Source organism: Gammaproteobacteria bacterium (assembly GCA_033720895.1).
Lineage (GTDB): Bacteria > Pseudomonadota > Gammaproteobacteria > Natronospirales > JAJUFS01 > JAWWBS01.
The window spans coordinates 1-18,791 of sequence record JAWWBS010000016.1 but is presented as its reverse complement, the minus strand read 5'-3'; the positions used below and the strand labels follow the sequence as shown (position 1 = coordinate 18,791).

Sequence of the window (18,791 nt, the reverse complement as noted above, 5' to 3'; positions counted from 1 at the left end):
CCGGCCACAAGGGAGCTGACCAGGCATGGCGCGAATCCTGATAGCAGGCGGCGGGTACACGGGAGCCCGGATCGCCCGGCTGCATGCCAACGATACCGTGTGGGCCACGCACCGGCCCGGGAATTCGCCGGCGGGCGGCGATGCCGAGTCCGGTGTGGTGCTGGACCTGGATGACGAGCGCGCTTCTCCCGAGCTGCCCCTGGTGGATTGCGTTTACTACACCGTGCCTCCGGATGGCAGCGACAGGCCGGATTCCGACCATCGCCTCGCACGCTTCCTGGCACTGCTCCCGGGAGCACCCTTGCTGGTCTATTTCAGCACCACGGGCGTCTATGGCGACCGCGCTGGCGAGTGGGTCGACGAAACAGCGACGCTGCGCCCGGGTAACGACCGAAGTCGCCGCCGCGTGACGGCCGAGCAACTGGTCGCAAGCTGGGGCAAGGACACCGCAGCCAGGACCGTGATATTGCGCGTTGCCGGCATTTACGGTCCAGGCAGATTGCCGCTTGAAAAGGTCCGCGAAGGCCGGCCGGTGCTCGACCCTGGCGAAGCAGGCTGGAGCAATCGCATTCACGTAGACGACCTGGCGCGCGCCGCGGTTGCCTGCGCCGGGCAGGGAGAGTCCGGGGTCTACAATGTGGCCGATGGCAGCCCCTCCAGCACTGCGGAACTCTACGATGCGCTGGCTGATCTGCTGGAATTGCCGCGTCCTGCTCGCATCTCGCGACAACAGGCAAGCCAGTATTTTTCCGAGAAGGCACTCGAGTTCATGCGGGATTCAAAGCGCGTGGACGCCAGCAAGCTGCTGGGGCTGCCGGGATTCCAGCTGCACTATCCTGATTTTCGCCAGGGCCTGCGGGCCAGTCTCGATGAAGCAGACCGTCCGGACTGACCCTCGCAACAACGTCCTCGGCGGACTACAATCTTGCGCATGAATGACGCCGAATTTCTTCAAGCCCTGGAAGATTGCTCGCTGCCAAGTGAAGCATTCAACCATCGCAATCACCTGCGGGCTGCCTGGCTCTATCTCGAGCAAGGTCCACTGGCGGAAGCGGCCATGAAATGTTCGCTGGCAATCCAGCGTTACGCCACCACCATCGGTGCCCCGGAAAAGTTTCACCTCACGCTGACCCTGGCGTTGATGCACATCATCGCGGCGCGGCGGGACGCGTATCCGGCACCTGACTGGGAAGCCTTTCTCGAGTCCTGTCCTGAACTGATCAGTGATGCACGCGAACTGCTGGCGGCTCACTACAGTGAAGCGTTGCTGGAGTCCGACCAGGCCCGACGCACTTTCGTGCCGCCCGACAAGTCACCCTTGCCTGCCAGCAGCTGACGTCAGTCCTCGTCGAGCTCGACAGGCTGGATGCATGCGGGATCATCGTTGCGCGGTGAATTGACCCGCCGGTCCACCGGCCAGGCCGCGAAGGCACCTCGTGGCTTTCCGGCAAGAATCTCCACCGCATCTTCCACGCTGCCTTGCAGCCAGGCATTCTGTTCCGCTGCCGACAGGACGCGCGGCATGCGGTGATGTACATGGACCAGTGCCGGGATCGCCTCGGTAGTGATGATGGCAAACGTATCGTTTTCCTCGATGCCGGCAAACATGACGGGGTCACGATCGGCAGCAGCAAGCGCATAGGGTTGTTTCCTGCCATCAAGCATCCGCCACTCGTACCAACCGGTTGCCGGCACGAGACAGCGTGAAGACTTCACAGCCTTCCGGAACATGGGCTTTTCGTGCGCCGTCTCGCCTCGCGCATTGATCTGGGCCTTGGAGGAATCCTTCAGCCAGGCGGGTGCAAGGCCCCACGCACGCGACTGAATGACATTGCGGCCATCAAGTCGCAATGCCACCGGCAAGTGCTGTGATGGCGCCAGGTTGTAGCGACCATTGGCCGGGAAATCCGTCGACTCCCAGGCCCAGCCATCGGCAAACAATTCCGCGACCGGCAGCTTTTCGTTATGCAGGAAGTAGCGGCCGCACATGTCAGTCGCTGCCAGTCTTATTGCCGGAAGCATGACGCCAGAACAGCGAGGCAGCCCACGTCCAGGCGAGCACGAAACCGATCCCGCCAACCGGGGTCAGGATGCCGATGCCCGGGAGGTCCGTCAGCGCCAGTGCATAAAGGGAGCCGCAGAACACCAGCAATGCTGCCAGCATCAACCAGAAGGGTCCGGACAGTCGCAGCCGGGAATCGCGCGCCGCGAGCCCCAGCAGGAACAGGCCAATGGCCTGGGAGAAATGGTAGTCGACCGCCACCTGGTAGCTGCGCAATGCATCGGCTTCCAGTTGCCCGCGCAGTGCATGCGCCCCGAAAGCGCCGAACATCACGGCCAGTGCCAGCAACACGCAGGAGATTGCCATCCAGCGCTCGGGCGGCATTGCGGCGTTCATGAATCCTCCAGCGGTTTGCGCGTCTCTACGATGATGCGATTGCGTCCGCGTGCCTTGGCGTCGAGCATGCGCTTGTCGGCGACATCGAGAACCTCTTCCGGCCGCTTGCCGTCTGCCGGATACTCCGCAAGCCCGGCGCTGAAGGTGACCTTGATCAATTCACCGGAGCCGACATGCATGGGGTCGGCAGCGCACTCGTGGCGCAGGACCTCCAGTTTCGGCAGGACAGTAGCGATGCTGGCCTCCGGCATCACGATGACGAATTCCTCGCCGCCATAGCGCGCGAGCACGTCCGTGCGTCGCATGCGGAGTCGTATGCGCTGATTGAGCAGTTTCAGCACTTCATCGCCAACAGCATGGCCATAGGTATCGTTGATCTTCTTGAAATAATCGGCATCCAGCATGGCGATGACAATCTTGTGACCGTCACGCCGGGCGCGATCGAATTCGTATTGCAGGTGCGCATCAAGAAAACGACGCGTGAAGCTGCCGGTCAGGCCATCGAAAATCGATCGCAACACCAGCTCCCGCACGCGGGTAACGACCAGTGTGGCCAGCAGGGTTGAAGATCCGAGGAAAATCAGGCGCGTGACCTGGTCGAAAGGCTGGTAGAGGCGTTGACCCGGCCGGATGAATTCCTCGGAACCCAGGTTCCAATAGGTAGCGGCAAACCACCAGATCAGTGCGTACTGCAACGTGATGACCGTGCCGGTCACAGCCGAGATACGAGGGTCGTAACGCAGGGCTGTGGCGAAAATGGCCAGGAAATAGATTTCAAACGCCACCAGGCTGTTCAGCGCCATCAAGGGACCGGCAAGCGTCATGAACAGGACCAGCGCAAACGTGATGTAACTGCCATCCAGCAAGGACGTCATCAAGCCAAGCAAGGGACTGTAGCCATAGCGACGCAGGATCAACAGGATGATCACGGACATCATGGTGGCGAACGCCGTGATCCAGAAGCCCCAGAAGAAGATCGGGACCTGCGGGTAATGCAGCAGCTTCCAGGTTGGTGTGATCAGGAGGAGCAGATTGAGAAATACCCGGACACGCGCAAGCAGCCACTCGCCCTCGCTGGCCAGCGCCAGCATGGCGGGGTCCTGTGGCATCCATAAAGCCGGTGTCTTCTTGTTGGGCGTCATTCCCTTCCCCTCCGAGGTACTGAAAATACCGGAGGTCGGGAAATTTTCCTAGCAAGCAGGCGAGCGGGATGTGATCAGTCGATTTCCAGCAGCGAAATCAGGCCGGGTTGCACGATGGCATCGACAACATCGCCAGCCTGGAAGCCAGCCAGCTTCAGGTAAGCTCCCTGCAGAACCAGCCGTGGTTCGCCGGTTTCCGTGACCTCGACCTCGATGCTGATGAACTGGGAGCGGATTTGCTGCGATATCGCCGGCTCGAGCTTGTTGTCATTCTTCATGTTTGCCTTCCATGACAGGTGGTTGATGGGCGAATTTCAGATCGTTGCCCAGTGTCGCACCCGATCGCGGCGCCTCATGTCAGGAAAACCACTAATAAACCGGAAATTAAACAAGGGTTGCTGGCAAGGCCGTGCAGGAAGCAGGCACAAAAAAAGCGGCCCGGGGGAAGGGCCGCGCAAGTCACATAAGCTCGGAGGTGGATGAACGACGCCCCCTAATGGCGTCGGTTACTGCTTAAGACACTGACCAGATGCCTTAGTTCCCCCGCAGTGCAAAAATCTTACTTAGATAATAGCCCTCCGACAGGAATGCTGCAGACTTTTGGTTAGTTTTTTATTTCCACCTGGAGGGAAATAATCGCCGAAGAAGAAATCGAATACCCACATTTATCAAAAAAACTGGTCATAATTGGGAGAGGGCTATCACTTACGCGCCGCTAGGCAAAAGCCTACAAAACCGAACCTGAATTTTCGTCCAGTAACGGCAAGCGGCAACCAAACCGACGAGAGCCCCGACGAAGCGGGGCTCTTCCATTGGATGTTGCATCGATCCGAGCGCCATGCCGGCACTCAAGGTTGCGACTTTTTCGACTCCAACCACTTCACGATCGGCTCCCACTGCTCCCAATCCGGGGTCGCCAGGTAGGGCGGCAGCTCCCAGACGCCCAGGCCCCGGGTATAGGCTCGAACGTAGTTCTGGGCATCGCGCAGGTGGCCAAGGTAAGGCACCCGCATGCGGGTCAGGAAGTCATCCAGTTCTTCGAAAATGGTGTAATTCTCGCGCACCCGGTTGGCAATGACGCCGAGTTTCACTTCCTTGCGTTCGACGCGACCGACATCGCGCACTTCCTCGATGAAACGCCCGATGGCCTTCATGTCGATGGTGGACGGCAGCACCGGCAGGATGATGGTCTCGGCATGCTTGACCAGCGCGGTCAGGTCCTTGCCATGCGTCGAAGCCGGCGCATCCATGACCAGGTAGTCGGTGTTCGGTGCCAGCGACCGGAGGCCGTCTTTATAGGCGTTGATACCGGTAATCTGCGGCCGATCCTCGGGGCGCGCATCCAGCCAGTCCATGGAAGACTGCTGCGGATCGAAATCCGCCAGGGTGACATTGACGTTCTCCCACTGCGAGGCGAAGTACGCCGCGATATTGGTGGCCAGGGTGGATTTTCCGCAACCGCCTTTGGCGTTCATGACCAGGTAGCGACGCATGCTTGCCTCCTCTTCTCAGACAACCGAACGGGAATTGGCTTCCAGTATAGTCGCTGGACGATGCTTTGCAGGCGCAGGACCGGTCTATCAGTAAGACCAGGTCAGCGTGGCGCCCAGCGATTCGAACACCTCGTCGTCCATGTAGCGCAATCCCAGGGCAAGGCTCTCGCCGAACCAGAAATCCAGGCCGGCGGACAGCCATGTCTGGTCCGTATCGAGCTCGGCAGCGAAGGGATCGGCAACCGGGACCTTGTGGTAATAACGCGCTTCGACGTGCATGCCGATGTAATTCCAGCGGCCGCGGAATGCCAGCGCTGCAATACCGGACGTCTCTTTCAGTTCTTCCTGGCGCAGGCTGGTCGTGGTCAGGCTCGTGTCCGTCTCGTCGAACAACACCGCAGTGTAATCAATCGTGTTCGCCAGCCGGGCAGCGCCGAACCCGGCATGCACCTCCAGGCCACTGGACGTCGGCCAGTACTGCATGAAAATCAGTTCGTAACCGCGTTGCTGGATGGCGGATTCGTCGATGTAATCGAAAGTGTAGGCCGGACCGGTATACGTCGCGACGCTGGCTGCATCGAAAGTCGTGCCGCGGCTGAGCGATTCTTCGCGATCGAAAAGGCCGATCAGCGTGTAATAGGTATCGCGGGTACGGTAGCGGAAATCCAGGCGACGGTCATGGTTCTCGGTCTCCGGCATGGCCGAGGCCGACACGGTTTCGGTTTCGCCGAACATGACGGCAATCGCGGCGTTGGTCGGCATGGCCTGCGCCTGGCCGGCAAGCAGCAAGAACGCTAGTGACAGGTAATTCCTCATTGCCTTCCCCGGGGTCGATGTTGATTCGCTGTTGCTGACAACAGGCAGGAGGCAGTATGACAGATTGTCGTGCGATCGATGTGTCGGTCACGTCACATCCCGCTCGGCGCATCTCAGCCCGGGCCATCCGCGTCAGCGTCGAACTCCGGCACACCATAGATCTCGCGCAACAACGGTCGTCGCAAGTAGGCCAGGATCTGGATATTGACCAGCAATACCAGGATGTCCAGCGCCACCAGCGCGAGACTCCCATCGCCATCCGCAATCGCCTCTGGCGCACATGCGACGGCAACGGCGTTCAGGATGACGGTAATGAACGAAACAATGCGAGCGAGATGCCAACCATTCTTGCGCACCGAGAAAAGCGCGTAGGCGATCCAGCCATAGAGCAAGGTCGCAATCATCATGGTCAGGCGCTCGCCGACATTGTCGGCCAGGAAGAGAAACACCAGCATGATGGCAGCGACGATAAGGTGATAAGCGATGATCAGCTGAATGCCCTGGAATCCCTGGATGGCCGGCGGTACGTGCGAATCCATCCATGCCCTCAACCTGCTTGCCAATGCTGGCTCTTGCTGTTGATCATTCTCGCTCATGACTCTTTTACCCCTGCTTCCAGAATCTGCGCAACCTCGTAGCGCAACTGCCCGGGAGATCCTCTTCCCAACATCCAGATGAAGCCACCAATGGCTGCCAGGGGCAACACGAAGACAGCTCCCAAGAAACGCCCCTGTTGCACCGAAGAACTGAATGTAAACAGCTCGCCGACAACCAGATACGCCACCGAAAAAGAAACACCGATCAGCAGGACCAGCAGGACGCCAATGATCGCGATGGCAGGGTGCGGCGTATACAGCAGCTCCAGGCTGGAGCGGCGATCGCCCTCGGGCTTGATCTGGCCCCGCAATGAAAACGGATGCCACTGCCAACCACGGCGGCGAATATCCAGCCAGCCGTCCTTTACTTCACCCGCCAGGCCGCTGTTCCTGTCATGCGACAAGCGTTGCATGAGCGCTGAAAGCGCTTGCTCGGCTTCGGCCGCCGACCTTTCAAAAACGAGGTTACTCATGAACTTCTCAGTCTTCCAGCCCAAGCTCGTTCCAGAGCTCGTCGACACGTTGCTTGATCGTCTCGTCCATCTCGATGGGTTTGCCCCACTCGCGATCCGTTTCGCCCGGCCACTTGTTGGTCGCATCGAAGCCCATTTTGGAGCCAAGGCCTGATACCGGCGAGGCGAAGTCGAGGTAATCGATCGGGGTATTCTCGATGGTGGTGGTGTCGCGCGCCGGGTCCATGCGAGTGGTCAGCGCCCAGATCACTTCCTTCCAGTCGCGGATGTTCACGTCATCATCCGTGACGATCACGAATTTGGTGTACATGAACTGCCTTAGGAAGGACCAGATGCCGAGCATCACGCGCTTGGCATGGCCCGGGTACTGCTTTTTCATCGACACGCAAGCGAGACGATAGGAGCAGCCTTCCGGCGGCAGGTAGAAATCGGTGATCTCCGGAAACTGCTTGCGCAGGATCGGCACGAACACTTCGTTCAGCGCGACGCCGAGGATGGCGGGCTCGTCCGGCGGCTTGCCCGTATATGTAGAGTGGTAGATCGGCTTTTCCCGGAACGTCATTCTCTCGACCGTGAATACCGGGAAATCGTCAACTTCGTTGTAGTAACCGGTGTGGTCGCCAAAGGGCCCTTCGGGCGCCATGTCATCCGGATGAATCACGCCTTCCAGCACGATCTCGGCCGAGGCGGGAATCTCCAGGTCGTTGCCGATGCACTTGGCCAGTTCGGTTTTCGAGCCGCGCAGCAGGCCGGCGAAAGCATATTCGCTGAGGGCGTCCGGCACCGGCGTGACCGCGCCGAGAATCGTGGCCGGATCGGCACCGAGCGCCACGGAGATCGGGAAAGGCTTGCCGGGATGGGCCTGTTGCCATTCACGGAAATCCAGCGCACCCCCGCGGTGCGACAGCCAGCGCATGATCAGGCGGTTCTTGCCGATGACCTGCTGGCGATAGATACCCAGGTTCTGGCGCTCCTTGTGCGGACCCTTCGTCACGACCAGGCCCCAGGTTATCAAGGGTCCGGCATCTCCCGGCCAGCAGGTCTGCACGGGCAGCCTGCCGAGGTCGACATCATCACCTTCGAGCACCACGGCCTGGCAGGCCGGTTTCTTCACCCGCTTCGGCGCCATATCCATGACTTTCTTGTAACGCGGCAGCAATTCGATCGCGTCGCGGAAGCCCTTGGGCGGCTCGGGCTCCTTGAGGAAGGCCAGCAATTCGCCGATGTCCCGCAGGGCGGCGACACTGTCCGCGCCCATGCCGAGCGCCACGCGTTCCGGCGTGCCGAACAGGTTTCCCAGCACGGGAATGTCGCTGACCTCGCCAGCGACGGTCGGCTTTTCAAACAGCACGGCAGGACCGCCCGCCTTCAACAACCGGTCGCAGATTTCCGTCATCTCCAGCTCGGTCGCTACCGGAGTATTGATGCGACGCAACTCGCCGCGCGACTCCAGCAGCTCGATGAATTCGCGCAAATCACGGTATTTCATGGGCAGATTGCTCTTCCGGGGACTGTCAGTGGCGACGTTCGTCACTATAATGGCCTGAAGGAATAACACCAAACCAGGAGCACATCGTGGCCTTTGCCAATCCAGACTCGGAAACCATCAGGACGATTCTCTCCGACGCAACCAACATTGCCGTGGTCGGATTGAGCTCCAAGCCGGAGCGAGACAGCCATGGCGTGGCCAAGGCCTTGCAACAGTTCGGCTACCACATCATTCCGGTCCGTCCGGGTGTCGACAAGATTCTCGGCGAAGTCGCGTTTCCGGACCTTCAGTCGCTGCCGGAAGTGCCGGACATTGTCGATGTCTTCCGCAATCCCACTGCCATTCCCGGCATTGTCGATGACTGCATCGAAATCGGCGCCAAGGTGCTGTGGCTGCAGGAAGGTGTGGTCGACGAGGAGTCGGCGCTGCGCGCCCAGGAGCACGGCATCACGGTGGTGATGGACAAGTGCATGTTCAAGGAATGGGTCGCGTTGAAAGGTGGCGCCACTCCGTGAGCCCTTGCTGAACACACGCTGATGCTGCGACGCTTCCGCAAGAAACTTCCGCATATCTCCCGCGACCAGGGCTTCGAGCTGCTGCTCGAGTTCATCGCGATCGTGATCGGCGTGATGATTGCACTGGCCGTGGATGAATGGCGGGAAGAACGCGAAATCGCGGAAAGCAACGACATCGCCATCGCGCGTCTCAACGAGGAAGTTCGACAGAATCACGAAGAGCTTCTCGAGAGCCTGCAGATCGTCAGCCGACGCTTCGAAGCACTGGCCGGCCTGAGGGTAACGGCAGACTCGCCGTTCCGGGAGCATTTCCGGGATTTCGGCGGCTTCGATTTCCCGGACCTCAACGACTCGGTCTGGCAGCGCCTCCTGAACGATCGCTGGGCGAATCGCATTTCGGCCAGTTACGTCGACGAGGCGGCACTGCTTTACCATCGCATCGGCCAGCTGCGGGAGCTCGAAAAGGAAATGAACCACCATACCTTCGGTGAAAGTTTCCACGACGCTGCCAGCGTCGAAATGGCGCACAGCATCTCCCGCGAACTGATGTTGAAACAGATCGTGCTGATGCGCGAGGCAGTCGCCATGCATGAGGTCTTCATGGAGCGCAACATTCCGGCGGAGCCCGACCGATGACACTTCATTTCACCAAGATGCACGGTGCCGGCAACGATTTCGTGGTGATCGATGGCAATGCCGAGCAATTCGAGCCGGAAACGGCTCGCATCCAGGCGCTGGCAGATCGCCACACCGGGGTCGGCTTCGACCAGTTGCTGCTGGTGGAACCTGCCGATTCCGCGCGCGCCGATTTCCGCTACCGCATCTTCAATGCCAACGGCTCCGAAGTGGAGCAGTGCGGCAATGGTGTGCGCTGCGTGGCGCGCTTCCTGCATGACAAGGGCCTGGTCGATCGCAGCTCGCTGGTGCTGGAGTCGCTGGCTGGCGACATGGAAGTCGAGCTGCTGGAGGACAGCATGGTGCGCGTCAACATGGGTGTGCCGAAGCTGGACCCGGTCGATGTTCCGCTGGCTGCCAGCGACCGCAGCCTTACCTATCACCTGTCGCTGGAAGGGCAGGAGATCGAATTCGGCGCTGTCTCCATGGGCAACCCTCATGCCGTGCTGGAAGTGAGCGATGTCGCTGCCACGCCGGTGGAGGACATCGGCGAGATGCTGGAAAGCCATTCGATCTTCCCGCAGCGAGCGAACATCGGCTTCATGGAACGCCGTGCCAGCAACCACATCCTGTTGCGGGTGTTCGAGCGCGGGGTCGGCGAAACCGCTGCCTGCGGCAGCGGCGCCTGCGCGGCGGTTGTCTGGGGAATCCTCGCGCACGAACTCGACCAGCAAGTGCATGTCGACCTGCCCGGCGGCCACCTCGTGATAAGCTGGGCCGGTGAAGGCACACCGGTCTACATGACCGGCCCTGCCGTCACCGTCTACCACGGCAGCATCGACCAATGACCTCGCAGGAGAGAACATGAGCAGCGCCACCCGGACCGAGACCACGGACCTGACTGCCGAGGAAATCGTCGCGTTTCTCGACACCCATCCTGAATTTCTCGAGCAGCATCCCGAGCTGGTGGCCAAGCTGGTCATTCCACACCAGGCCGGCAGCGCCGTGTCGCTGATCGAAAAGCAGGTCGAGATACTGCGCAACCAGAATCGCACCCTGGAGCGCAAGCTGATCGACCTGATCGAAGTGGCTCGCGCCAATGATGCGGCTGTCGAGCGCATTCACCAGCTGATGCTGAGCCTGATGGACGCCAACGACCTGCCCGACCTGCTGCACAACATGCAGGATCGCTTGCGCCACCGCTTCGGTGCCGATGCCGTGACGTTGCTGATGTTCCGGGGCGACCCGGACAAGGTCGAGTTCGGCCCCGTGCGACGCGTCGATTTCGATTCCATGCAGCAGGAATTCCAGCAGGTCTTCACCACGGGCAAACCGGTGGTCGGACGCCTGCGTCCGCAGCAGCTGGAGATCCTGTTCGGCGATGCCGCGGGCAGCATCGGCTCCAGCGCGCTGCTGCCACTGGGGACCCGCGGCAGCCTGGGCCTGCTCGGAATCGGCGCCGAAAGCGAGGACCAGTTCGGCCCGACCCTGGGAACCACCTTCCTCGAGCGCATTGCCGAGCTGCTGACCGCCGCGCTGCGCCGCCATGTCGACAGCGTCCAGGAGCCCTGAGCCGCTCGCCATGCGCGCCGCTGCCGACTCTTCCACGGACCCCTGGATCGACAAGTACCTCGGCCACCTTTCCAGCGAACGCCGCCTGTCACCGCACACGGCAAGCAACTACCGCCGTGACCTGGTGGCCCTGCTCGATTTCTGCGAAACAAATGGCATTGGCCGGTGGCAGGATGTCACCCACCCCGACATGCGCCGCTTTGCGGCAAACGCCCATCGCAACGGCCTCGGCTCCGCCAGCATTGCGCGGCGCCTGTCCGCGGTTCGCGGCTTTTTCCGTTTCCTCGCCCGCGAGGGCGAGGTCAGTGCCAATCCCGCCGAGGATGTTACCCCGCCCAAGGGCGCCAGGAGGCTGCCGACCACGCTGGATGCGGACCAGGTCGCGCGCCTGCTTGACCTGCCTGGCGACGCGGCAATCGATGCACGCGACCGGGCCATGCTGGAACTTTTCTATTCGTCGGGCCTGCGCCTGGCAGAGCTGTGCAGCCTCGACTTGCTGGATGTGGCCTCGATCAATGACGCGCAACTGGAAGTGACCGGCAAGGGCTCGAAGACCCGCATCGTCCCGGTAGGCCGCTATGCCCGGCAGGCTATAAAGGACTGGTTGAAACGCCGCGGCGAAATGGCGGCAGAGAACGAGGCGGCCTTGTTCGTGGGCACGCGTGGCAAACGCATCAGTCCGCGCTCGGTGCAGGCCCGGCTGGAATTCCGTTCGCGCGAGCAATGCCTCGGGGTGCACGTGCATCCCCACATGCTGCGGCATTCCTTTGCCTCGCACCTGCTGGAATCTTCAGGCGACCTGCGCGCCGTGCAGGAATTGCTGGGTCATGCCGACATCTCAACCACCCAGGTCTACACGCATCTCGATTTCCAGCATCTTGCCAGTGTCTATGATGCCGCTCATCCGCGCGCGCGCCGCAGGTCCGGCGAGGACTGAGCGCTACTCTTCCCTGCCAAGCACCACGCCCCGGAATTTCGCCAGCTTGGCAAGCAGGCGATTCTGCGCGGCTTCCGGAATGCTGATGGCCGTCATCGCGAGCTGCGCATCTTCCACCATCGCATTGAAGTCGGTTTCCGTCAGGTTCATGCCCTCGTGAACCGTGCGCATGTCGTCGCCGGTGTAGGTGCACGGGCCACCCGCCAGCATGCACACCTGCTCGGCGATCTTCTGCTCCAGGCGGTCGAGATCCGTATCGGCAAAGTAGTGCGCGATGCGCGTATCCGAAATGAAACGGAACACCAGTTCGCCCGCCAGCAGGTCGATGCCCTGCTGCTGTCCAAGCGCCTGGTAAAGGCTGTCGTCTTTTGCAGCCAGCTCGGCCGTGGTGGGCGCCGGAGTTGCACAGGCAGCCAGCAGTATCGGCGCTATCAGCAGGATCAGGAGACGTTGCATGGGGCACTCCTCGCTTGTCGCAATGGTCGGCGGGGGTCAGAAGCTCGCCTGGGCGGAAAAATAGAAGCCGGTCTGTTCGCGCAGGCCGCCGATGGTGCCGAGGTCGACCCAGGCGGCGGTCAGTGCCAGCGACTTGCTCGGGAACCAGGCAATGAACACGTCCTTCCAGGCGGTTTCTTCGATCGCGTCGATATTGTCCGGCTTGTCACGGTACTCGAAGCCGATGGCCGTCTTGCGGTCCAGGAACATCGCGACACTGACCTCGGGCAGGATCTCGCGATCACTGCTGTTGCCGCCATGGCCCAGCAGGCCAAGCTCGTTGCCCGAGGTCGAGCGCAGGGTGGCATTGACCAGCAGGTTTCGACCACCTGCCGCTCCCAGCCATAGCTTGCTCCAGGCCAGGTAGACATCCGTGCCGCTCTTGTCGACCGGTGCCAGCAGTTGTGGAATCGTCGCGTCATCCAGCGACTTGCGTTGCACGCCCAGCGCGAACTGACCTTCGGGTGAATAGACCAGGTCGCCATGAAGCCGCGCCTTCATGCCAAGCACTTCGTTCTTCAGCGTTGCATCGGGTGCCGCCAATGCCAGCCCGAGCGCACCGAGATCCAGTCGCTGCTCGGCATAGGAAATCTCGAAGCGATTGCGAAATCCCGCGCTCACGCCGATCACGTCCACCTGGTAGTCGCCGACATTGACGTATGAGAATGCCGCCGTACCGCCATTGCCCTCGTCGCTGCCGTAACCGGAAATCACCGCCCACGGCACGATGCCGCCACCCGCGCTGCCTTCCAGCGAGGTGATGCCGCCGGTGGCCAGCAGGCGACCATCATCGGCAGTCGCTGCGCCGGGCAGCAGGGCGAGGCACAACAGCAGGCTTCGGCATTTCATCATTCGGCTTCCTTTCGCATGGCGACCTGGTAGGTCGAGTCGTGCAGCCATTCGGCAAACTTCTGCGCCGGCAAGGGCTTGGCGATCAAGTAGCCCTGGGCATGGTCACAACCATAGTCGCTCAGCAGCTGGCGGGCCGCTTCGTTTTCGACGCCTTCGGCGATCACGCTCAATCCCATGTTGTGTGCGAGCTCGATGGTCGAGCGGACGATGATCGCATCTTCCGAATCCGCGTCGAGCTGCATCACGAAGGACTTGTCGATCTTCAGCTCGTGTACCGGCAGGCGCTTGAGCTGTGCCAGCGAAGAGTAGCCGGTGCCGAAATCGTCGATCGACAGCTGGATGCCGGCAGCATTCAGCTTGTCCAGCATCCTGATGGCGGACTCTGCATCGCGCATGACCGCACTTTCCGTCACTTCCAGTACCAGGCGCTCGGCCGACACGTCGAATTCCTGCAACAGCTCGGTGACCCTTTCGGGCAGCGATGCGTCTTCGAGATCCATTGCGGAGATGTTGATCGACACCGACAGGTCGAGCCCGTCGTCCAGCCAGTGGCGCAATTGCTGCAGGGCCGCGCGCAGTACCCAGTTGGTTACCACGCCGATGTTGCCAGACTGCTCTGCCAGGGTGATGAACTGATCGGGCGGCATGAAGCCGTGCTCGGGATGGTCCCAGCGAATCAGGGCCTCTGCCTGCGTGATTTCGTTGCGCCGCAGGTCGAGCTTGGGCTGGTAGAACATCCGGAACTGGCCACGCGTGGCCGCCACCCGCAGGTCACCGATCAAGCGCAGGCGCATCAGGTGACTTTCATCACGGCCACTGCGATACAGGAGCGTCGCATTGTGCGACTGCTTGGCGTCGTACATGGCGATATCGGCGCGCCGCATGAGCTGCTCCGGGTCGCGACCGTGGTCGGGAATCAGGACGACACCGGCGCTCGCGATGACGTGCAGGTTCGATTCGCCGATCAGCATCGGCCGGCGCAGTGCTTCCACCACGTCCTCGGCCTTCGCCATGGCGGCTTCCGGTTCGACATCTTCCAGCACCACCATGAACTCGTCGCCACCCAGGCGTGCAACCGTGTCGACACCGCGCACGGCATCCAGCAGTCGGTCGGACACGGCCTGCAGCACTTCGTCACCCAGCTGGTGGCCGAGCGCGTCATTGATTTCCTTGAAGCGGTCGAGATCGAGCATGACCAGCGCCGCAGGACGGCCCGTGCGTTCGGCGCGAGTGATGGCCTGGCGCAGGCGATCCTGTGCCAGGACACGATTCGGCAGGCGCGTCAGGTCATCGTGATGGGCCTGGAAAACAATGCGCTCCTCGCGTTCGGCAATGCCTTCCTGCATGGCATTGAACGCCTCGTTCAGCTGGCCGATCTCGTCATTGCGGTTCAGGGACAGCGATACGGAGTAATCGCCGCGGGCAATCTTCTGGGCGCGGGCGACCAGCTCGCGCACGGGCTGGGTCACGCCGGAGGCGATGAACAGGGCCACCAGCAGCGCCAGGAACAGGGCGAAGCCCGCGATCGCGAGCAACTGGATTTCCAGCTCGCGATAGGACGCGAGTGCTGCCGTCAGGGACAGCTGCAGGATGGCGTGCAGTTCCGGCCCGGCGACCTGGTCCAGCATGACCTGCAGCGTGAGAAATTCAGCAGTGTCGAGCTGCAGGTTGCGAACGCCCGTGTCTGCGTCCAGGCCGCCAACAAGCCGCTCGGCAAGGGCCGCGCGCGTCATGCGGTCCAGCGAGCTGCCAATGATTTCCTGCTCGCTGGCAATGCTGATCTCGGCGCCCGTCAGGGTGGCCAGGGAGCCCAACAATTCGTCGTCCAGCCGGAAGCCAAGTGCAATCCAGCCAATTCGCAGCGGTGCACGAACCGGGGCGACGACCAGCTGGTAGCTGTCGCCGTCGAGCGTGACGATTGCCGCTGCACTGCCTTCTTCTGCCGCGCGGTCCAGCAGGTCGGCATGCGGAAAGGCGATGCCCTCGGCAAGGCCGGTATCGATGCTGGCCCGGATGTCGCCTGAAGTCGTCAGGACCAGGCCGGTGTCGGCCTCGATGCGGCTGGACGTGTTGAGCAAGGCCGAACGGATGGTCGCGGCATCAGCCGACGCCACGGCTTCGCGGAAACCGAAGTCATCCGCCAGCACCGCGACACTGTTGCGCAACTGGTTGCCACGCACGGCCAGCAACTGCTCGAAAACGCCGGCCGCCGTGCGCAACTCGTTGGCCGTGGTCGCCGCCACGTTGGCTCGCGTTGCCAGAGACACGGCGACGAAGCTGACCACCAGCGACGCCGCCACCAGGCCGATCAGACCGGCCGTCAACTTGGCCTGGAAGGACTTGAACATCAGCGACCACGCCTCCGTCGGGTTTCACGCTGCTCCTCGAGCGCGGGCGGCTCGCGCCGCAACTCGGGGCCGAGTTCCAGGGTCAGGACCTGCTCGACATCGCCTTGCACGCTTATCGCCATCCCTGCCAGTTCGGTGGAACCGAATCGCGGATGCCAGGTGCGCACGCGGGCCTCTCCATCCGGCAGGTCGCGGAACATCACCTGGCCGGCTGCATCCGATATCGCCTGACGGTCGGCGCTGCTGACCACGATGAAGCCGAGCATCCAGTCATGGATGTTGCAACCGAGCGTGACAATTCCCTCGCGGGGAAAATCCAGCGGCTCGGTGGGCGTGCCGCTGTAGAGCTTCAGCTCGAGCGGCCGCGCCTCGGAAAAGGAGTAGACGTGGTGACGGATGTTGTCGGAGTTCGGAAAACTGACCTCGGCACCCGGACGTATCGCCAGCACGTAGGGCAGGAACTGGCGATCCCGCTGATCCATGACGGCCGGTACCGGGGATGGCGGTGCATCCAGGCCGTCCATGTCCAGCAGCACCGCGGCGTGCTCGATCGGCGCACCGTCCTGGTCGACCAGCGTGATTTTCAGTTCGCCGGCATGGCCGGGGAACGCGGCGCCGCCGCAGGCCAGCAGGCAGGCAAGCATCAGTCTGGCTGTCGGGACATGGCGTCGCATGCTGTCTCCGTTCGTACTTGCTGTCGTATGGCACCGACTGACGGGCGGGTGTGGACGTCAGGCATGATACCAGCAGACGAGCTGTACTACCCTTGTTGGACGGGTACCGGCCCTTGATATTGGCAAGCGCCGCCCTCATCAAGGACGTTCGCAGGCATCCAGTCACTCGACCGCTTCCAGGGGGAGCAGGCATATGCAGCAATTCGACGGCACCACCATCTGCTCCGTTCGCCGTGGCGATTCGGTCGCCATGGCCGGTGATGGCCAGGTCTCGCTGGGCAACACCATCATGAAGGGCAATGCCCGCAAGGTGCGTCGCCTGTATGACGGCAAGGTACTGGCCGGCTTTGCCGGCGGCACGGCCGATGCCTTTACCCTGTTCGAGCGCTTCGAAGAGAAGCTCGCCCAGCACAGCGGCAACCTGACGCGCGCGGCCGTGGAAATCGCCAAGGACTGGCGGGGCGACAAGGTCCTGCGCCGCCTCGAGGCCTTGCTCTGCGTCGCCGACAAGGACACCTCGCTGATCATCTCCGGCAATGGCGATGTCATCGAGCCGGAGAACGGCCTGATGGCCATCGGCTCCGGCGGGCCATTTGCGCAGTCCGCAGCGTTTGCGCTGCTGGACAACACCGAGCTTTCGCCGGCCGAAGTCTGCGAGAAGGCGCTGAACATCGCCGCTGACATCTGCGTCTACACCAATCACAACATCACGCTGGAAACGCTTTGAGCGCCAGCCCGTACCGGGAATCGACATGTCAGAAATGACACCGAGAGAAATCGTCCAGGAACTCGACAAGCACATTGTCGGCCAGAATGCCGCCAAGCGCGCCGTAGCCATTGCGCTCCGCAATCGCTGGCGACGCATGCAGATCGACGAACCGCTGCGCGGCGAAATCACGCCGAAGAACATCCTCATGATCGGCCCGACCGGTGTTGGCAAGACCGAGATCGCCCGCCGGCTGGCCAGGCTGGCGCGTGCACCGTTCATCAAGGTGGAGGCCACCAAGTTCACCGAAGTGGGCTACGTCGGCCGCGAAGTGGATTCCATCATCAAGGACCTGGCCGACATGGCGATAAAGATGGTCCGCGAGGAAGCCACGCACAAGGTGCGGCATCGGGCCGAGGAAGCGGCGGAGAACCGCGTGCTCGACGCCCTGCTGCCGCGCCCGCGCAACGTCGGCTTTGCCAACGAACCCGCCGAACCGGAGCCGGATCGCTCCGAAACGCGCAGGAAGTTCCGCGAGAAGCTCCGCAATGGCGAGCTGGATGATCGCGAGATCGAGGTGGACGTGTCGCAATCGCTGGGCGTCGAGATCATGGCCCCTCCCGGCATGGAAGAAATGACCTCGCAGCTGCAGAACATGTTCCAGAATCTAGGCCAGCAGCGTTCGCACAAGCGCAGCGTCAAGGTGAAGGACGCGCTGAAGCTGCTGGCCGATGAAGAAGCGCAGAAAATGGTCAACGAGGACGAGATCCGCCAGGAAGCGCTGGAAGCCGTCGAGCAGAACGGCATCGTCTTCATCGACGAAATCGACAAGGTTGCCAAGCGGGCCGAGCATGGCGGCGCCGACGTGTCACGCGAAGGCGTGCAGCGCGACCTGCTGCCATTGGTCGAGGGCAGCACGGTATCGACGCGTTACGGCATGGTGCGCACCGATCACATCCTGTTCATTGCCTCGGGCGCCTTCCACGTCGCCAAGCCATCCGACCTCATTCCCGAGCTGCAGGGTCGCCTGCCGATCCGGGTCGAGCTGGATGCGCTCAAGACCGAGGAATTCGTTCGCATCCTGACCGAGCCGGATGCGTCGCTGACACGCCAGTACGCCGCCTTGCTGGAAACCGAGGGCGTTATGGTCGAGTTCGCCGAATCCGGCATCCATCGCATTGCCGAGGTGTCGTGGCAGGTCAACGAGCGCACCGAGAACATCGGCGCACGCCGCCTGCACACGGTGATGGAACGGCTGATGGAAGAAGTCTCCTACGCCGCTGCCGATCGTGCCGACAAGAAGATCGTGGTCGACGCCGATTACGTCGACGCGCAACTTGGCAACCTGGTGCAGAACGAAGACCTGAGCCGCTACATCCTCTGATGGCAACGAGCGCCCCCACCGAGCTCAAGCTGCGACGCCAGTCGCGGCAGCTGGCTGTCAGCTTTGCGGACGGACGGCACTACGAGCTGCCCTTCGAATACCTCAGGGTGTTCTCACCCTCGGCCGAGGTGCGCGGCCATGGCGGCGAAGCCTATGGCCTGCCGAAGGTGCTGGTGATCGAAAAGGAAAACGTCGACATCACGCGCATCGAGCCGGTCGGCAACTATGCCGTGCGGCTGGTATTCGATGATGGCCATGACTCCGGCCTCTACACCTGGCAGATGCT

The 18,791-nt window shown here is 62.0% G+C and carries 23 protein-coding genes; 10 read left to right on the top strand and 13 right to left on the bottom strand.

Annotation, left to right across the window (positions count from 1 at the left end; all coding sequences use genetic code 11):
* Window positions 1-25: 25 nt before the first annotated feature.
* Window positions 26-892, top strand: coding sequence for an NAD-dependent epimerase/dehydratase family protein (locus R3217_04230; GenBank protein ID MDX1454645.1), 867 nt, complete (start codon window positions 26-28; stop codon window positions 890-892).
* A 39-nt stretch (window positions 893-931) separates the two neighbouring features.
* A complete protein-coding gene (locus tag R3217_04225; GenBank protein ID MDX1454644.1) occupies window positions 932-1,336 on the top strand; it encodes a hypothetical protein in 405 nt (134 codons plus the stop codon).
* Between the two features lie 2 nt (window positions 1,337-1,338).
* Here the strand turns inward: R3217_04225 and R3217_04220 are convergent, their stop codons facing one another.
* The 9 genes from R3217_04220 to ubiD all read right to left on the bottom strand — a co-directional run bounded on the left by R3217_04220 (window position 1,339) and on the right by ubiD (window position 8,407).
* Window positions 1,339-1,989: an SOS response-associated peptidase gene (locus tag R3217_04220; GenBank protein MDX1454643.1), complete on the bottom strand. Its 651-nt coding sequence runs from the start codon at window positions 1,987-1,989 to the stop codon at window positions 1,339-1,341.
* Window position 1,990: 1 nt separating this feature from the next.
* Window positions 1,991-2,398, bottom strand: a complete 408-nt coding sequence (locus tag R3217_04215; GenBank protein ID MDX1454642.1) for a DUF423 domain-containing protein — start codon at window positions 2,396-2,398, stop codon at window positions 1,991-1,993.
* Window positions 2,395-3,540 carry a GGDEF domain-containing protein gene (locus tag R3217_04210; protein ID MDX1454641.1) on the bottom strand — a complete coding sequence of 382 codons (1,146 nt, stop codon included), beginning with the start codon at window positions 3,538-3,540 and terminating at the stop codon, window positions 2,395-2,397. Before R3217_04210 ends, R3217_04215 begins: the two co-directional genes overlap by 4 nt.
* A 74-nt stretch (window positions 3,541-3,614) precedes the next feature.
* Window positions 3,615-3,818, bottom strand: a complete 204-nt coding sequence (locus R3217_04205; protein ID MDX1454640.1) for a hypothetical protein — start codon at window positions 3,816-3,818, stop codon at window positions 3,615-3,617.
* A gap of 570 nt (window positions 3,819-4,388) precedes the next feature.
* On the bottom strand, window positions 4,389-5,033 hold the full coding sequence (locus R3217_04200; protein MDX1454639.1) for a ParA family protein: 645 nt from the start codon (window positions 5,031-5,033) through the stop codon (window positions 4,389-4,391).
* An 87-nt stretch (window positions 5,034-5,120) separates the two neighbouring features.
* Window positions 5,121-5,849 (bottom strand): hypothetical protein, encoded by a 729-nt coding sequence (locus tag R3217_04195; protein ID MDX1454638.1) that lies wholly within the window; start codon window positions 5,847-5,849, stop codon window positions 5,121-5,123.
* Window positions 5,850-5,962: 113 nt separating this feature from the next.
* A complete protein-coding gene (locus R3217_04190) occupies window positions 5,963-6,445 on the bottom strand; it encodes a hypothetical protein (protein MDX1454637.1) in 483 nt (160 codons plus the stop codon).
* Window positions 6,442-6,918 carry a hypothetical protein gene (locus tag R3217_04185; protein MDX1454636.1) on the bottom strand — a complete coding sequence of 159 codons (477 nt, stop codon included), beginning with the start codon at window positions 6,916-6,918 and terminating at the stop codon, window positions 6,442-6,444. The genes R3217_04190 and R3217_04185 overlap by 4 nt, the downstream gene beginning before the upstream one ends.
* Before the next feature lie 7 nt (window positions 6,919-6,925).
* Window positions 6,926-8,407 carry a 4-hydroxy-3-polyprenylbenzoate decarboxylase gene (ubiD, locus tag R3217_04180; protein MDX1454635.1) on the bottom strand — a complete coding sequence of 494 codons (1,482 nt, stop codon included), beginning with the start codon at window positions 8,405-8,407 and terminating at the stop codon, window positions 6,926-6,928.
* Window positions 8,408-8,493: 86 nt separating this feature from the next.
* Here ubiD and R3217_04175 point away from each other — a divergent pair, with 86 nt between their 5' ends.
* The 5 genes from R3217_04175 to xerC are packed head-to-tail and all read left to right on the top strand — an operon-like array spanning window position 8,494 to window position 12,046.
* Window positions 8,494-8,922 carry a CoA-binding protein gene (locus tag R3217_04175; GenBank protein ID MDX1454634.1) on the top strand — a complete coding sequence of 143 codons (429 nt, stop codon included), beginning with the start codon at window positions 8,494-8,496 and terminating at the stop codon, window positions 8,920-8,922.
* A gap of 21 nt (window positions 8,923-8,943) precedes the next feature.
* On the top strand, window positions 8,944-9,558 hold the full coding sequence (locus R3217_04170) for a hypothetical protein (protein MDX1454633.1): 615 nt from the start codon (window positions 8,944-8,946) through the stop codon (window positions 9,556-9,558).
* Complete coding sequence (gene dapF, locus R3217_04165) at window positions 9,555-10,385, top strand: diaminopimelate epimerase (GenBank protein ID MDX1454632.1); 831 nt, start codon at window positions 9,555-9,557, stop codon at window positions 10,383-10,385. Before R3217_04170 ends, dapF begins: the two co-directional genes overlap by 4 nt.
* Window positions 10,386-10,401: 16 nt before the next feature.
* Entirely contained in the window at window positions 10,402-11,109 is a 708-nt protein-coding gene (locus tag R3217_04160; GenBank protein MDX1454631.1) for a DUF484 family protein, read from the top strand.
* Window positions 11,084-12,046, top strand: a complete 963-nt coding sequence (xerC, locus tag R3217_04155) for a tyrosine recombinase XerC (GenBank protein MDX1454630.1) — start codon at window positions 11,084-11,086, stop codon at window positions 12,044-12,046. Before R3217_04160 ends, xerC begins: the two co-directional genes overlap by 26 nt.
* Before the next feature lie 3 nt (window positions 12,047-12,049).
* Here xerC and R3217_04150 read toward each other — a convergent pair whose 3' ends face one another.
* Genes R3217_04150 through R3217_04135 form a run of 4 tightly spaced genes read right to left on the bottom strand, consistent with a single transcriptional unit; the run spans window position 12,050 to window position 16,415 of the window.
* Window positions 12,050-12,502: a group 1 truncated hemoglobin gene (locus R3217_04150; GenBank protein ID MDX1454629.1), complete on the bottom strand. Its 453-nt coding sequence runs from the start codon at window positions 12,500-12,502 to the stop codon at window positions 12,050-12,052.
* A 36-nt stretch (window positions 12,503-12,538) separates the two neighbouring features.
* Window positions 12,539-13,393: a DUF3034 family protein gene (locus tag R3217_04145; GenBank protein MDX1454628.1), complete on the bottom strand. Its 855-nt coding sequence runs from the start codon at window positions 13,391-13,393 to the stop codon at window positions 12,539-12,541.
* On the bottom strand, window positions 13,390-15,741 hold the full coding sequence (locus tag R3217_04140; GenBank protein MDX1454627.1) for an EAL domain-containing protein: 2,352 nt from the start codon (window positions 15,739-15,741) through the stop codon (window positions 13,390-13,392). The genes R3217_04145 and R3217_04140 overlap by 4 nt, the downstream gene beginning before the upstream one ends.
* The gene (locus R3217_04135; GenBank protein MDX1454626.1) at window positions 15,741-16,415 is read right to left on the bottom strand and encodes a methylamine utilization protein; all 675 of its coding nucleotides are present in this window, start codon (window positions 16,413-16,415) and stop codon (window positions 15,741-15,743) included. Before R3217_04135 ends, R3217_04140 begins: the two co-directional genes overlap by 1 nt.
* Before the next feature lie 193 nt (window positions 16,416-16,608).
* Here R3217_04135 and hslV point away from each other — a divergent pair, with 193 nt between their 5' ends.
* The 3 genes from hslV to R3217_04120 form a co-directional block, all read left to right on the top strand.
* Window positions 16,609-17,142 (top strand): ATP-dependent protease subunit HslV, encoded by a 534-nt coding sequence (gene hslV / locus R3217_04130; GenBank protein MDX1454625.1) that lies wholly within the window; start codon window positions 16,609-16,611, stop codon window positions 17,140-17,142.
* A 25-nt stretch (window positions 17,143-17,167) separates the two neighbouring features.
* Entirely contained in the window at window positions 17,168-18,505 is a 1,338-nt protein-coding gene (gene hslU, locus R3217_04125; GenBank protein ID MDX1454624.1) for an ATP-dependent protease ATPase subunit HslU, read from the top strand.
* Window positions 18,502-18,791: gamma-butyrobetaine hydroxylase-like domain-containing protein (locus tag R3217_04120; protein MDX1454623.1), on the top strand; the 290-nt coding region annotated here is incomplete at its 3' end. The genes hslU and R3217_04120, both read left to right, overlap by 4 nt.